Source organism: Pectobacterium aroidearum, from assembly GCF_041228105.1.
GTDB classification, from domain to species: domain Bacteria; phylum Pseudomonadota; class Gammaproteobacteria; order Enterobacterales; family Enterobacteriaceae; genus Pectobacterium; species Pectobacterium aroidearum.
The window spans coordinates 5,245,599-5,260,927 of sequence record NZ_CP166097.1; the positions used below are offsets into that span (position 1 = coordinate 5,245,599).

Consider the following 15,329-nt stretch of genomic DNA (forward strand, 5'->3'; position numbering starts at 1 on the left):
GGGGCGGAGAGGTGATAGCAACCTCTCTGCCTTCAATAGCTTATTAAATGCAGTTAAAACGAGAAGAGAGACGTATGGCGGAGTACAAGCCAACTATCAAAGCCCCGGGAAAATATGGCGATATCCTCTTCAGCACGCTGGTAAAACTGGCGGCGCTGGTCACGCTACTGCTATTGGGAGGCATCATTGTTTCCCTGATTGTGGCGTCCTGGCCTAGCATCGAGAAGTTCGGTTTTGCCTTCTTGTGGACGAAAGAGTGGGATGCGCCCGCAGAGCAGTTTGGTGCACTGGTGCCGATTTACGGAACCGTCGTGACCTCACTGATCGCACTGATTATTGCCATCCCGATTAGCTTCGGGATTGCGTTATTTCTCACCGAACTGGCACCCGCATGGCTGAAGCGTCCGCTTGGCGTGGCGATTGAATTGCTGGCGGCCATACCGAGTATTGTTTACGGCATGTGGGGGCTGTTCATTTTCGCTCCGCTGTTTGCCGAATACTTCCAACAGCCGGTAGGCAACGTCCTGTCCGGCATTCCTATTGTTGGCGCACTGTTCTCCGGCCCGGCGTTCGGAATCGGTATTCTGGCTGCTGGCGTCATTCTTGCCATCATGATTATCCCGTACATTGCAGCGGTCATGCGTGATGTGTTTGAGCAAACGCCAGTCATGATGAAAGAGTCCGCTTATGGCATCGGCTGTACGACGTGGGAAGTGATCTGGCGCATTGTACTGCCTTACACCAAAAACGGTGTGATCGGTGGGGTGATGTTGGGATTGGGGCGTGCTCTGGGGGAAACCATGGCGGTCACCTTCATCATCGGTAACACCTACCAGCTCGACAGCGCGTCGCTGTATATGCCGGGCAACAGTATTACTTCTGCGTTGGCGAATGAATTTGCCGAAGCCGAATCGGGTCTGCACACGGCGGCGCTGATGGAGCTGGGTCTGATTCTGTTTGTGATCACCTTTATTGTTCTGGCGTGTTCAAAGTTGATGGTGATGCGTCTGGCAAAAAATGAGGGAGCGCGCTAATGGCAACATTAGGCATAGAGCAAGAAGCCGAACTGGCACGCTCGCGGCGTAAAATGCAGGCCTGGCGTCGCCAGAAAAACCGCATTGCGCTGTTCTTATCCATGTCCACGATGGCATTTGGCCTGTTCTGGTTGATCTGGATCCTGTTCTCAACAGTGACTCGAGGCGTAGATGGTATGTCTCTGGCATTGTTTACCGAGATGACGCCGCCGCCCAATACGGCAGGCGGTGGATTGGCGAACGCCATCGTTGGTAGCGGATTGCTGATCCTGTGGGCGACGCTGCTGGGTACGCCGCTGGGGATTATGGCGGGCATCTATCTGGCGGAATACGGTCGTAAATCCTGGATCGCCGAAGTGATTCGTTTCATCAACGATATTCTGCTATCCGCCCCTTCGATTGTGGTTGGCCTGTTTGTCTACACATTGGTGGTGGCAAAGATGCAGCATTTCTCGGGATGGGCGGGAGTCATTGCGCTGGCGCTGTTGCAGGTGCCAATTGTGATTCGTACTACTGAGAACATGCTTAAACTGGTGCCGGATAGCCTGCGTGAAGCGGCTTATGCACTGGGTACGCCGAAATGGAAAATGATTTCTGCGATTACGCTGAAGGCATCGGTATCAGGCATCATCACTGGGGTGCTGCTGGCTATCGCGCGTATCGCGGGGGAAACCGCGCCGCTGCTGTTTACGTCGCTGTCGAATCAGTTCTGGAGCACGGATCTGATGCATCCGATTGCTAACCTGCCGGTCACCATATTTAAGTTTGCCATGAGCCCGTTTGTGGAGTGGCAACAGTTGGCCTGGGCGGGCGTACTACTGATTACACTGTGTGTTCTTCTGCTGAACATTCTGGCGCGTGTTATTTTCTCCGCTAAGAAACATTAAATAAATTCAAGGTGTTGCAAGGCAGCGCCAGGAAAAAGAGAGAAGTCTTGATGAGTATGGCAACTGAGACATCCAACAAAATCCAGGTACGCGATCTGAATTTCTATTACGGAAAATTCCATGCGTTGAAAAACATCACGCTGGATATTGCCGCGAATCAGGTTACCGCGTTTATCGGCCCGTCCGGCTGTGGTAAATCCACACTGCTGCGTACGCTGAACAAAATGTACCAGCTCTACCCTGAGCAGCGCGCCGAAGGCGATATCCTGCTGGATGGCAATAACATCCTGACGGATAAGCAAGATATCGCGCTGCTGCGCGCCAAGGTCGGCATGGTTTTCCAGAAACCGACCCCGTTCCCGATGTCCATTTACGATAACATCGCGTTTGGCGTTCGCCTGTTTGAGAAACTGTCCCGCGCCGATATGGATGAGCGTGTGCAGTGGGCGCTGACCAAAGCGGCGCTGTGGCAAGAGACGAAAGATAAACTGCACCAGAGCGGTTATAGCCTGTCTGGTGGTCAGCAGCAGCGTTTATGTATTGCGCGCGGTATTGCGATTCGCCCGGATGTCCTGCTGCTGGATGAACCCTGTTCTGCACTCGACCCGATTTCGACTGGCCGCATTGAAGAGCTGATCTCCGAGCTGAAAAAAGACTACACCGTGGTCATTGTGACGCATAACATGCAGCAGGCGGCGCGTTGTTCCGATCATACGGCGTTTATGTATTTGGGTGAGCTGATTGAGTTCAGCGATACTGATACCCTGTTTACTGCTCCACGGCAGAAACAGACTGAAGATTACATCACCGGCCGTTACGGTTGATTAGGAAGCATCATGGATAATCTGAATCTGAACAAACACATTTCCGGTCAGTTTAACGCCGAACTGGAACATATCCGCACGCAGGTCCTGACAATGGGCGGGCTGGTGGAGCAACAGCTGACTGACGCGATTACCGCGATGCATAATCAGGACGCGCAGCTGGCTCAGCAGGTCATTGAAGGCGATTCCAAAGTTAACATGATGGAAGTGGCGATCGATGAAGCCTGCGTGCGCATTATCGCGAAGCGTCAGCCTACTGCGAGCGACTTGCGTCTGGTGATGGCGATCATCAAAACCATCTCTGAACTGGAACGTATCGGTGACGTAGCGGATAAAATCTGTCGCACCGCGCTGGAGAAATTCTCCCATCAGCATCAGCCGCTGCTGGTTAGCCTGGAATCATTAGGGCGCCACACCGTGCAAATGCTGCATGACGTGCTGGATGCTTTTGCCCGTATGGATCTGGACGAAGCGATTCGTATTTATCGCGAAGACAAGAAAGTGGATAAAGAGTACGAAGGCATTGTGCGTCAACTGATGACTCACATGATGGAAGATTCCCGCACCATCCCAAGCGTACTGACCGCGCTGTTCTGCGCCCGTTCTATCGAGCGTATCGGTGACCGTTGCCAGAACATCTGCGAATTTATCTTCTACTTCGTTAAAGGTCAGGACTTCCGTCACCTCGGTGGCGATGCGCTGGAGAAGCTGCTGGCGCAGAAAGAGAAGAAAGAAGAAGAGTAAGCCCGTTCTTAGGCTTATCATGCTGACGCCCTGCTTGCAGGGCGTTATTTTTTATCACGATTTAATTTTTATCAGGATAGTGAATCAGATCGTGGAAGCGAACAGTAGTATCGGCAGGGTTGTGGTAGCGGTGTTCTCTGTCGGCGGCAAAACGCAGGGCATCCCCCGCGGATAATAACTGCGTCTGCCCATCAACGGTCATTTCCAGTTGGCCCTCCAGCACAATAATATGCTCGATCACCCCGCTTTCATGCGCCGATGAGGTGCTACTGGCACCCGCTGCCAGCTCAATAACAAACATATCAAAACGCAGTTTTTTATCGAAGGGGAAGATCGGCACAACGTGCATACCAGCTTCGCGTTCCCTGAATGCTGAACTTGCTACCGAACGATACGCCACGTCTTCTTCGGCGAGCGTCGGTTGAATGAAGGTGGAAAACGCCACATTCAGTCCCGTTGCAATTTTCCACAGGGTGGCGACCGTTGGGCTGGATTCGCCACGCTCGATCTGACCCAGCATCGCTTTGCTCACGCCGGTTTCTTCTGCCGCGCGTGTGAGGCTCCAGCCTTTCTCCTGTCTCAACGTTTTCAGGGTATTGCCAATACGGTGGGTTAGCTCATCAGACATCAATGCTACTCCTGCTTGTGCGTTATAACGCACGCTGCTATGTTAACGCTTTCTGTGCGTTATAGCGCACGATAAGAGTGAAGGTATATCATGCCTGTGTCATTTGCGCTAAAAGATGTCACTTTTTCGGCCTTTATCGCCGGTTTTGTTGCGGTGCTGGTGGGCTACACCAGTTCGGCCGCCATCATTTTTCAGGCGGCGGAAGCCGCGGGTGCCAGTGCGGCGCAAATCGGCGGCTGGTTAAGCGTGCTGGGGATTGCGCAAGGGGTGGCGTCCATTAGCCTGTCGCTCTATTACCGCGCGCCGATACTGGCTGCCTGGTCAACGCCGGGAGCGGCGCTGCTGGTTACCAGTCTGCCGGGTACATCGCTCAATGAAGCGATTGGCGTGTTCCTGTTTGCTTCCGCGCTTATCTTTATCTGCGGGATCACCGGTCTTTTTGCCCGCCTGATGAATGTGATTCCACAGGCCATTTCTGCCGCGATGCTGGCGGGGATTTTGCTGCGCTTTGGTGCGGATGCCTTTCTTTCCCTGCAACAGGATTTCTGGCTGGCTTTCACGATGTGCGCGATCTATTTGCTCAGTCGTCGGCTGATCCCTCGCTTTGCCATTGTGTTAACGCTGTTCGCTGGCCTGTTGCTGGCTTTATGGCGTGGGCAAATTGCGGTTTCTGATTCGCCGCTGGTGTTTGCCGTACCGGAGTTTATTACGCCGCATTTTTCGTGGGCATCGCTGTTGGGCGTCGGTATTCCATTTTTCATTGTCACCATGGCGTCGCAGAACGCACCGGGCTTTGCCACGCTAAAAGCCGCTGGCAATCAGGTTCCCGTGTCGCCGCTGATTGCCATTACAGCATTAATCGCGCTGGTATTGACGCCGTTCGGTGGCTTTTCCGTTTGTATCGCCGCGATTACCGCCGCGATCTGTATGGGGTCGGATGTGCATCCCGATCCGAAAAAACGCTATCTTGCCGCCGTCGCCGCTGGTGGATTTTATCTGCTGGCGGGTGTTTTCGGTGGGTCTATCGGGCAGCTTTTCACGGCGCTGCCGCAGCCGCTGATTCACGCTATCGCCGGTTTGGCGCTGCTTAGCACCATTTCGGGTAGTTTGTATCGCGCTTTACTGGATGAACAACAGCGTGATGCGGCGGTGGTCACTTTCCTGATTACCGTTTCTGGATTAACGTTGTGGGGAATTGGCGCGGCGTTTTGGGGGCTGATTGGGGGGATGATGACCTGGCTGGTGCTGTCTGGGGGAAAAGCGGCGTTACGCTAAGTGCACCAGGAAAACAGGCTAGCACCTAATACAGGTCACTTAAGCCCGTTGTTAGGGAAACACAGGGGGAGGTTCCCGCAGGGAGGCCTCACCCCTGTGGTCGCCCGTGTATCTCGATGCTTAAACGATCGCCATTAGGCGAGCGCTTATCTTAAATTAATCCTCAACGAATAAGAGAACGCTGCTTTTTAGGCGTCGCGATTTTAGTTTCATTGATGAATGTCCCGCTACGATTTCGTCATCTTAATCATGGTGACATTCATGGACATTACTTCTACACAATCACTTGGAAATACGAAGACTCAGTTTCGGGCCGCATTTTCCCTGTTGCTGGCATTGGCAACGGGTAAACACAAGCCGGATCGGCGCTGGGAGAGTCTCCAATGGCGTATAAAATATACCGCCCGAGTGATGCTTCACCCGCTGCTGACCATGAAATGGCTCAGTTTTATCGTCGATTATCCCGTACAGGATATTTTTCGACGTGACGGCAATGAGCTTTATAGTAAGCTCCAGCGCCCCTACCTGATGGCGTCGCTACCGACAGATCAAACCTGTACGGCCTTAATGGATCATTACCGCTTTATTCAAACGTTGCCGTTACATCGCCAGCGCTTGTTATATAGCCAGAACGGGGGCGGTAACGTGCTGGCCAGTTTTCAGGGAAAAAGCGATGAAAATTACACGCTTCGCCTGATGACTAACGATCAAATGTGTAAGGAAGGCGAGCTCTCTCTACAGCTTGAGAACAGCGAGCACGTGCTGGCACAGATGACGTTCTCCATCCTGCGCATTGAAGGGGAAATGGGCCTGTTTATCGGTGGGATTCAGGGGCCGGATGCACAAACGCCGCATCAGGTTATTCAGGGCGCGACGCGAGATTGCCATAGTCTGTTTCCCAAACGTATTCTTCTGGAATGCCTGCTTAACCTGGCTCAAGGCCTTAATCTGGCGCACGTTATCGCGGTCAGTAACGAAACGCATATCTATAAACACTGGCGCTATCGCAGTAAGAAACGCCATGTTTTTCTGGCCGACTACAATGCGTTCCTCTTCGCCCACGGCGGTCAACCGCGACCTGATGGCAACATTGCGCTACCGCTATCTCTGCCGAGAAAGTCTGAACAGGACATTCCCAGCCGCAAGCGGGCAGAATACCGCCGACGCTATGCGCTCTTTGATGAGGTAGCCTGCCAGATTAATGACGTACTCGCCGGTAGTTTGCTGCGTTCCATCAATCTATCCAGCCGTACCTGAATCAGGATAATCTGCCAGAATACCGAAGTAACATAAGGTTATATTATAGCTATTTATGTTATTTCCCGCGTTTTCACCCTGCTGATAGCCTGCTGTTAATACAGCGATAATCAAGGGGCAGGGAATGAAAAAGCAGATTTTGACAGTGACTTTATTGGCCGGGTTGGCTTCCATTTCTGGTGCTGCACAGGCAGATAAATTAGATGACATTCAGAAGGCGGGCGTGGTGAAAATCGCTGTCTTCGACAGCAACCCGCCGTTTGGCTATGTCGATCCACAGAGTAAAAAACTGGTGGGCTATGACGTGGATATCGCCGAGGCGATTGGTAAGGCGCTGGGTGTGAAGGTTGAACTGCGCGCGACGAACCCGGCTAACCGCATTCCGTTGTTAAGCTCGCAGAAAGTCGATCTGATTGCCGCGAACTTCACCATTACGGATGAACGAGCCAAGCAGGTTAACTTTAGTATCCCTTACTTCGCGACCGGACAAAAATTCATCGCCCGTAAAGGCGTGCTGAAAACGCCGGAAGACATCAAAACGCTGCGTATCGGCGCGGATAAAGGCACCGTGCAGGAAATTACCCTGCGTGAACATTACCCGACAGCCAAAGTGATTTCCTACGACGATACGCCGCTGGCCTTCGCTGCGTTGCGTAACGGTAACGTTCAGGCCATCACGCAGGATGATGCCAAGTTAGTCGGCTTACTGGCTAATGTGCCAGATGCCCAGAAAGCGGAGTTTGAAATCTCTCCGTTCAGCATCACCAAAGAGTATCAGGGCGTCGGGATTCCGAAGGGCGAAGAGCGCCTGACAGCGAAGATTAACGACACGCTGATTAATCTGGAAAAACAGGGCGAAGCGAAGACGATCTACGATCGCTGGTTTGGGCCAAGCACGAAATCGGCTCAGCCGCGCGGCGACTTCACCTTTGCCCCGTTGGATCAGCAACCTAAATCCTGATAGCTGACATCTTCAGTGCTATGATCTTAGCCCTCTGCATGCAGAGGGCATTTCTATTTGTACCTCGTAATAATGACAAAGAGAGATAAAACGCATGGATACGGCGCTGCAATCGCTTGAGTCGTGGCTGTTGGCTCCTCAATACCTCATCTGGCTGTGGCACGGTTTCCTGATTACGCTGGGTATTTCCCTCAGTACGATCGCCTTGTCCACGGTGCTGGGCTTTCTGTTGGCAGCCGCCAGAGACAGTCAGGTTCGGGTGCTGAGCAGCGTCGTTGTCGCTTACAGCTCGCTATTCCGTAATACGCCGCTGCTGGTGCAGCTGTTTTTCTGGTATTTCGGTGCCGGTCAGCTTTTTCCCTCAGAGATGATGCAATGGCTGAACACTCCGCATGTTATTTCGCTGTTGGGCATGACGTTAGCGTGGCCCTCTTTTGAGTTTCTGGCGGGCTTGGCTGGGCTGACGCTCTACTCCAGCGCGTTTATTGCCGAGGAAATTCGCGCCGGTATTCGCGGTGTGGCGCGTGGGCAGAAGTACGCGGCGCATGCTCTGGGGTTAACCGGTTGGCAATCCATGCGCTATGTGGTGCTGCCGCAGGCGCTAAAAATTGCCCTGCCGCCGCTGCTTGGGCAATACATGAATATCGTTAAGAACTCGTCGTTGACGATGGCGATTGGCGTCGCTGAATTGTCCTACGCGTCGCGTCAGGTGGAGACGGAAACCTTACGTACTTTTCAGGCGTTTGGCGTGGCGACGGTGTTGTACATCGTGATTATTGCCGTGATGGAAGGCTGGGGCATGTGGCGTCAGCAGCGTAGTTTGGCGGAGAGACACTAAGATGGATTTTACCGTTATCACCGATAACCTCGGCTATTTGATGTGGGGCACGTTCCCGGAGGGCCCGCTGGGCGGCGCGGCGCTGACGCTGCTGATGAGCCTGCTGGCGGGCATCGCGTCTGCCGTTTTGGGGACGATATTGGGCGTGGCGCTGGCGATGTCACGAGGCGTATGGAGCGCGCTGTTGGCGATGGTGCTAGGGTTTTTTCGGGCGATTCCCGTCATCATGCTGATTTTCTGGACCTACTTCCTGCTGCCGATCGTTTTTGGCGTTGATATCCCTGAAATCACTACGGTGGTGTGTGCGCTGGCGCTGATCGCCTCGGCGTATCTGGCGCATGGGGTGAAGGCGGGCATTGTCGCGATTGGACGCGGCCAGTGGCAGGCTGGGCTCTCGCTGGGATTAAGCCGCTGGCAGGTGCTGTGGCAGATTGTCCTGCCGCAGGCGCTGAGGATGATGGTGCCCTCCTTCATTAACCAGTGGATTTCCCTGATTAAAGACACCTCACTGGCCTACATTGTCGGCGTCGGCGAGCTGACGTTTCTCGCTACCCAGGTCAATAACCGCAGCATGGTTTATCCGATGGAAGTTTTCCTGTTTGTCGCGCTGGTCTACTTCGTGTTTTGCCTGTCGCTTGAACTGCTGGCTAACCGGGTTAACGCCCGTTTTAACCAGCAGGAAAAACAGCCGAAGCGCCGTTTGCTGTGGTGGCGGAATAAACCAGCCTGAGACGAATACGGGTCACTGAAGCCCGTTATTAGGGGAAACACAGGGGGAGGTTCCCGTAGGGAGGCCTCACCCCTGTGGTCGCCCCGAGTATCTCGATGCTGAAACGATCGGTATTAAGCCTGAGTCTGGTCGCCTGAGTGGTACTGCTACATCGTGATATTCCAGCCTTTCTCGCGCCAGATTTGCGGCAGTTCGCGCATATCGTCGAACATCGTGACCAGCGGGTGATGAATCGGCTGGTTGTGGGGATCGGCACAGTAATAGAACACCGGAATACCCGCCGCGATGCCAGCCTGTACGCCAGCGGCGGAATCTTCAACCAGAATGCAGTGCTCGATGGGAAGCTGTAGCTGCTCGGCAGCGTGATACAGCACCGCTGGATCGGGCTTCCACTTTTTCAGATCGTAGCCGCTGTAGAGATGGTCGCCAAACAGATCAAGCATCTGCGTCAGGCCGAGCGAATGCTGCATCTTACTGACCGGGCCGTTGGAAACCACGGCCATCGGAACGGTGATGGACTGCACTAGCTCACGTGCGCCCTCGATAGGTTGCAGAGATTCATCAAAAAGACGTTTCACCTCTTGCCGGAAATGACGCTCCGCATCTTCTACCGATACGGTTAAACCGTGCTGCTGGCTGATGCGGGCAATAATCTCGTACAGCTTCACGCCCTTGTAGGTTTTTATCACCTCCTCCAGCGATAAGTTCACCCCATACGGGATGAAGATATTCACATAAGCCTGGCAACACAGCACTTCGCTATCAACCAGCGTGCCATCACAGTCGAAGAAGACGCATTCAATACGGGGCATGACCAATCCTTATCGATGAAATAAAAGATGAAGCCCTTACTTTAACCAATTGACCCGATATTGCGACCTACAAAGCCATTTTTAACGCTATCTTGCGTAAAATCAGGGGGATTTAACCGAGAGAAAACGATGACGTTAATAGGTTCTTCTTATTCGATGAAAAAAAACGTGGGATCAACGTAAAAACGTAGCGTTTTGTTATAGGATACCCGACGACAGTTACTCCCTTCTTTGGATTGGTACTAATGAATAAATCACAACCCGGTCTTGCTACCGAGCAGGGCCTGCTGGAGCGCGTGTTTAAACTTAAACAACACGGCACGACAGCACGTACGGAAACGATTGCCGGTTTCACGACGTTTTTGACGATGGTCTACATCGTTTTTGTTAACCCGCAAATCCTGGGTGCGGCGGGGATGGATACCAAAGCGGTTTTTGTGACCACCTGCCTGATCGCAGCATTTGGTAGTATTTTGATGGGATTGCTGGCTAACCTGCCTGTGGCGCTGGCTCCGGCAATGGGGCTGAATGCGTTTTTCGCGTTTGTTGTCGTGGGGGCGATGGGGCTGCCATGGCAGGTTGCGATGGGTGCTATTTTCTGGGGCGCAATCGGTTTCCTGTTGCTGACCATCTTCCAGATTCGCTACTGGATGATCGCCAATATTCCGCTCAGTCTGCGTTTGGGGATCGCCAGCGGTATCGGGCTGTTCATTGCTATGATGGGCTTGAAAAATGCCGGTATTATCGTTCCTAACCCAGAAACACTGGTGACGATTGGCAATCTGACCTCACACAGCGTGCTGCTGGGCGCTCTGGGCTTTTTCATTATTGTGGCGCTGGCGTCACGTAATATTCACGCCGCGGTACTGATCTCGATCGTGGTAACCACCTCGATTGGCCTGCTGCTGGGCGATGTTAAATTTGCTGGCGTGTTCTCTATGCCACCGAGCGTAACGTCGGTGGTTGGTCAGGTTGATCTGGCTGGGGCGCTGAACCTCGGAATGTCCGGTATTATTTTCTCTTTCATGCTGGTTAACCTGTTTGACTCCTCCGGTACGCTGATTGGCGTGACGGATAAAGCCGGTCTGGTCGATGCGCGCGGTAAGTTCCCGCGTATGAAGCAGGCGCTGTATGTTGACAGCGTTAGCTCTGTGGCTGGTTCGTTTATCGGGACCTCCTCCGTTACGGCGTATATTGAAAGCTCTTCTGGCGTGTCCGTTGGTGGACGTACTGGCCTGACCGCAGTGGTGGTGGGTCTGCTGTTCCTGCTGGTGATCTTCCTGTCACCGCTGGCGGGTATGGTGCCTGCCTATGCGGCCGCTGGCGCACTGATTTACGTGGGTGTACTGATGACATCCAGCTTGGCGCGTGTGAAGTGGGATGACCTGACGGAAGCCGTTCCAGCCTTTATTACCGCGGTGATGATGCCGTTCAGCTTCTCGATTACCGAAGGGATCGCACTGGGTTTCATTTCCTACTGTGTGATGAAGTTAGCGACGGGACGCTGGCGTGAAATCAGCCCATGTGTGGTTGTGGTTGCGCTGCTGTTCCTGCTGAAAATCGTGTTTATCGACGCGCATTAATCCGTTCGTGGCTCCGGGGTTTTCCCGGAGCCTCAGCCTGTGATGAAGCGGCTGGCTACAGTGAGGCGGTAGAGATGGCTTTTTCTATCGTATGACTGGTTAATTTCATATAGCGCAAAGACTGGCGCTGCTGCTGTAGAATTTCTCCCGATTTTCTCATGCCCGATGTCGATGTATATTTCCACATGATCAATCGGTTAAGTGTAGGGATATGGGCGCAGGCCCAGGCAAGATAATCATCAACATCGCTCATCACTTCTACGGCGGGGGTGCAGGTTGAACGCAGTCTGCCAGAGGCGGGGTGGAGTTTCAGGTTATTGGGAGGATGGCTGTTTACGCCAGGGATTTTCATCAATGACTGGCGAATGGTGCAGAGTTGCGTTGCTGCTTCCAGCGGATCGCGCTGAGCATCGATCCACGCTTGTTCGGCCTGCGTCTGCGCCTGCATCTGTGGAACAGCCTGATTTGTTGGCCTGACATGAACGATTTCGATATCCATACCCACGCTCCCTTCTTCACTCAGGAGAATAGCGATGGTATTGCCTGCATAGCCGATGCTGAAATTGGGCATGTTGGGATCGGCAAAATAAGGGCGTCCTTCAGGGGACTCCAGTAGTGTGGGTAACAGTGGATAGCCGAAAAAATAGAACATCATCTCAGCCAGCAGCACGCGACTTTTCAGATAACGCTCGCGGCGTTTGGCTGAAAAACCCTGTGTTGATGAGATGAGCCTATCGGGCAGTCTTTGTAAGTCAGGAAGCGCTTCCGTGCTTGTCCACCTGACAAAATGGCAGGTCATTGTTCACTCCGTGATCGTGATAAAAGATGGGAACCTATCAGGCATTACCAATGCATATTATCAGACTAATATGTGATCTAAAGAAAAATCGATGGATAAATCGGCGATAATTATTAATTAGACACAACGAATTTCCTGCATCGTGTGTTTTGTGGCGCTCCCTCCCTGTCCACCACCTGTCCCGTTTGTTTTAATGGCTCGGCCACCCCAGTGCGGAACGCCGCTGTTTTTCCAGCGTCTGCTTGCGCAACTCATCCGCTGTCACTAATCGCAGCGCCGATGTCGGACACACGCTGACGCAGGAGGGACTCTGGGCGACATCCGCGCACAAATCACATTTGTGAACCTCGCTTTGCGTGAGGTGCGTTTCCCCTTCGTCATTCGACGCTTTTGTCACCACATTAATGGCGCCGAAAGGACAGGCGACCACACAGCTTTTGCAGCCGATACAGCGGGACTGAATCACCTGAATGCTGTCCCGATCGCGCACCAGCGCGTCATTTGGACACACGCTGGCGCAGGGCGCATTTTCACACTGTCGGCACAGAACGGGTACGCTGACGCTGGCGCTTTTAACGACTTTTAGGCGCGGAAAGAAGTGAGAAGGCCGCAGTTGCGCGCTTTGGCCTCCGCTATGGGCGACCGCACAGGCGATTTCACAGGTCCGGCAGCCGATACACTTTTCTGCTTCGGCGATAACAAATTGATTCATGAGCGAACCTCCTCGCGAGTTGCGTTCGTTTCGGGACGCTGCGGGTGTGCGGGAATGGCGCCCGTGGCGGCGGTCAGCCCCATTGTCGCAATCATACCCAGTGCGGCTTTGCGCCCGTCGGCAATGGCGGTCACCACCAGATCGGCACCGCGTACGGCATCACCGCCAGCAAAAATACGTGGATGGTTGGTCTGGCAAGGTATCTGATTATTAAGGGGAGCCGTGATGTAGCCCCAGTTATCCAGACCGATCTCGGCCTCTTCCAGCCACGGCATGCTGTGCGACTGGAAGCCAAATGCGGTTATCACGGCTTCCGCAGGTTGCACAAATTCTGATCCGGGAATAGGGCGCGGACGGCGACGACCGCTGGCGTCTGGCTCGCCCAGTTCAGTGCGAACCAGACTAATCCCGCACACTTCGCCCTGTTCATTGAGGCAGATTTTTTGTGGCTGGACGTTAAACATGAACTCCACGCCTTCTTCACGGGAATTTTTTACCTCTTTTTTCGAGCCGGGCATATTCGCTTCATCGCGACGGTACGCGCAGGTGACGGATACTGCACCTTGTCGAACGGATGTGCGTAAGCAGTCCATTGCGGTATCTCCACCGCCGAGCACCACGACGCGTTTGCCCGCCATCGAGATATAAGGCTCGTCGTCTAATTCAGGCAGTCCCATGACGTGCTTGGTATTGGCAATCAGGAAAGGGAGCGCATCGAAGACGCCGGGAGCCTCTTCATTATCAATGTTAGCCTTCATGGAGCGGTAGGTGCCTACGCCGAGGAAAACGGTGTCATAGTCATCCAGAAGCTGAGCCAGAGAAATATCTTTCCCCACTTCGGTATTCAGCCGGAATTCGATTCCCATCGCGCTGAATACTTCACGGCGATGAATCAGCACCTCTTTATCCAGTTTGAACGACGGGATCCCGAATGTGAGCAGCCCACCAATTTCCGGGTGGCGGTCGAACACGACAGCCTGCACGCCGTTGCGCGCCAGCACATCGGCGCAGGCTAACCCTGCCGGGCCAGCACCGACGATCGCCGCACGTTTGCCGCTGGGAACGACACGCGTCATATCGGGCGACCAGCCCATTGCCATTGCGGTATCGGTAATGTAGCGCTCTACGTTGCCGATGGTGATGGCGCCGTACTCTTTACCCAGTGTACAGGCCCCTTCGCATAGCCGATCCTGCGGGCATACCCGGCCGCAGATTTCCGGCAGGCTGCTGGTTTGGTGTGAGAGCTCGACGGCTTCAAGAATCCGCCCCTGTTTCGCGAGACTTAGTAGTTCGGGAATATTGTTATGCAGCGGACAGGTCCACTCGCAGATCGCACGTTTACCGCAGGAAAGGCAGCGATCAGCCTGATCTTCCGTCTGCTGAACGGAGAAGCCGTGATAGATTTCATCAAACGTGGAGGTTCTCTGAGTCAGCGGCTTTTTCTCAGCATCCCGGCGCGGCCAGTTTTTTCTTTTACTGAGCGGATTGGTCGTCAGCGCTTTCAGCACGGGTGTTTCACGCTGCCAGTGGGAGGCTGAACGCAGCGCCATCGTCTGCTGTTTTTCCTGACGGCGTGCCGCTAACGTTTGTTCGCTGACCAACTGCAAGGCGTGTGTTGGGCAGGCGGCGACACAGGCTTGCCCTTCTGGACGATCGGCGCAGAGATCGCACTTATGGGCGACAGTGCTATTGTCCACGGGATTTGTCACCATGGACATCGCACCGAACGGGCAAGCCAGCACACAGCTTTTACAGCCAATGCACTTTTCCTGAACGAGCTGAATGCTATTGTCTTTTCTGATCAAGGCCTGCGTTGGGCACACGCTGGCGCAGGGGGCATCTTCACAATGGCGACATGTTACGGCAGCCCGCAACGTTGGCGTATTGAATGCCTTGATTCTGGGCTGAAACACCGTGGTGCTATCTGGATACTGCTCATCGTTGTGTGAAATGACACAGGCGATTTCGCATGCATGGCACCCCATACAGTCTTGAGTACTGGCAATAACAAACCGGTTCATTACCTTCTCCCACCCTGGATCCCTCGATCATTGCCTTTATCCTAATAGCTGGATAACACCCTGACCTTGATATAGAGCAGGTAAAAAGTCGGTTAATGTTAAATATCGCAGAGGTTATTAATGAAATTATTGAATCGTTTCAGTAAGTTGTGATGTTATGCAAAAGTAATGTCATGGTTGCATATAACCTTGTTTTTTATCTGGTTTACAGTGGTTTACCCTAG

At 53.4% G+C, this 15,329-nt stretch carries 15 protein-coding genes; 10 read left to right on the plus strand and 5 right to left on the minus strand.

Annotation, left to right across the window (positions count from 1 at the left end):
- The first annotated feature begins 74 nt into the window (after positions 1-74).
- From pstC to phoU, 4 genes are read left to right on the plus strand one after another with little or no spacing between them, the layout of a single operon-like run.
- Entirely contained in the window at positions 75-1,034 is a 960-nt protein-coding gene (gene pstC / locus AB8809_RS23625; protein WP_015842338.1) for a phosphate ABC transporter permease PstC, read from the plus strand.
- The gene (pstA, locus tag AB8809_RS23630; RefSeq protein WP_015842339.1) at positions 1,034-1,921 is read left to right on the plus strand and encodes a phosphate ABC transporter permease PstA; all 888 of its coding nucleotides are present in this window, start codon (positions 1,034-1,036) and stop codon (positions 1,919-1,921) included. The genes pstC and pstA overlap by 1 nt, the downstream gene beginning before the upstream one ends.
- 50 nt (positions 1,922-1,971) lie before the next feature.
- Positions 1,972-2,745, plus strand: a complete 774-nt coding sequence (gene pstB, locus AB8809_RS23635) for a phosphate ABC transporter ATP-binding protein PstB (protein WP_010681437.1) — start codon at positions 1,972-1,974, stop codon at positions 2,743-2,745.
- Positions 2,746-2,757: 12 nt separating this feature from the next.
- Positions 2,758-3,489 (plus strand): phosphate signaling complex protein PhoU, encoded by a 732-nt coding sequence (gene phoU, locus AB8809_RS23640; RefSeq protein WP_205947308.1) that lies wholly within the window; start codon positions 2,758-2,760, stop codon positions 3,487-3,489.
- 61 nt (positions 3,490-3,550) lie between these two features.
- On the opposite strand, the gene AB8809_RS23645 is transcribed toward phoU, so the two are convergent.
- Entirely contained in the window at positions 3,551-4,117 is a 567-nt protein-coding gene (locus AB8809_RS23645; protein ID WP_180779453.1) for a helix-turn-helix domain-containing protein, read from the minus strand.
- A 90-nt stretch (positions 4,118-4,207) separates the two neighbouring features.
- Between AB8809_RS23645 and AB8809_RS23650 the strand changes: the two genes are divergently transcribed.
- The 5 genes from AB8809_RS23650 (at position 4,208) to AB8809_RS23670 (ending at position 9,178) form a co-directional block, all read left to right on the plus strand.
- A complete protein-coding gene (locus tag AB8809_RS23650; protein ID WP_349855519.1) occupies positions 4,208-5,392 on the plus strand; it encodes a benzoate/H(+) symporter BenE family transporter in 1,185 nt (394 codons plus the stop codon).
- A 261-nt stretch (positions 5,393-5,653) separates the two neighbouring features.
- A complete protein-coding gene (locus AB8809_RS23655) occupies positions 5,654-6,649 on the plus strand; it encodes a VirK/YbjX family protein (protein WP_349855520.1) in 996 nt (331 codons plus the stop codon).
- A gap of 124 nt (positions 6,650-6,773) precedes the next feature.
- Positions 6,774-7,610 carry an ABC transporter substrate-binding protein gene (locus AB8809_RS23660; RefSeq protein ID WP_015842344.1) on the plus strand — a complete coding sequence of 279 codons (837 nt, stop codon included), beginning with the start codon at positions 6,774-6,776 and terminating at the stop codon, positions 7,608-7,610.
- A 94-nt stretch (positions 7,611-7,704) separates the two neighbouring features.
- The gene (locus AB8809_RS23665) at positions 7,705-8,448 is read left to right on the plus strand and encodes an amino acid ABC transporter permease (protein ID WP_015842345.1); all 744 of its coding nucleotides are present in this window, start codon (positions 7,705-7,707) and stop codon (positions 8,446-8,448) included.
- Between the two features lies 1 nt (position 8,449).
- A complete protein-coding gene (locus AB8809_RS23670; RefSeq protein WP_181830437.1) occupies positions 8,450-9,178 on the plus strand; it encodes an amino acid ABC transporter permease in 729 nt (242 codons plus the stop codon).
- A gap of 146 nt (positions 9,179-9,324) precedes the next feature.
- Here AB8809_RS23670 and yieH read toward each other — a convergent pair whose 3' ends face one another.
- Complete coding sequence (gene yieH / locus AB8809_RS23675) at positions 9,325-9,990, minus strand: 6-phosphogluconate phosphatase (RefSeq protein ID WP_015842347.1); 666 nt, start codon at positions 9,988-9,990, stop codon at positions 9,325-9,327.
- 245 nt (positions 9,991-10,235) lie between these two features.
- Between yieH and AB8809_RS23680 the strand changes: the two genes are divergently transcribed.
- Complete coding sequence (locus tag AB8809_RS23680) at positions 10,236-11,573, plus strand: NCS2 family permease (protein ID WP_015842348.1); 1,338 nt, start codon at positions 10,236-10,238, stop codon at positions 11,571-11,573.
- Positions 11,574-11,628: 55 nt separating this feature from the next.
- Here AB8809_RS23680 and AB8809_RS23685 read toward each other — a convergent pair whose 3' ends face one another.
- The 3 genes from AB8809_RS23685 to aegA form a co-directional block, all read right to left on the minus strand.
- Entirely contained in the window at positions 11,629-12,372 is a 744-nt protein-coding gene (locus tag AB8809_RS23685; protein WP_015842349.1) for a 4'-phosphopantetheinyl transferase superfamily protein, read from the minus strand.
- A 190-nt stretch (positions 12,373-12,562) separates the two neighbouring features.
- The gene (locus AB8809_RS23690; protein WP_015842350.1) at positions 12,563-13,084 is read right to left on the minus strand and encodes a 4Fe-4S dicluster domain-containing protein; all 522 of its coding nucleotides are present in this window, start codon (positions 13,082-13,084) and stop codon (positions 12,563-12,565) included.
- Positions 13,081-15,105 (minus strand): formate-dependent uric acid utilization protein AegA, encoded by a 2,025-nt coding sequence (aegA, locus tag AB8809_RS23695; protein WP_349855522.1) that lies wholly within the window; start codon positions 15,103-15,105, stop codon positions 13,081-13,083. Before aegA ends, AB8809_RS23690 begins: the two co-directional genes overlap by 4 nt.
- Positions 15,106-15,329 lie beyond the last annotated feature (224 nt).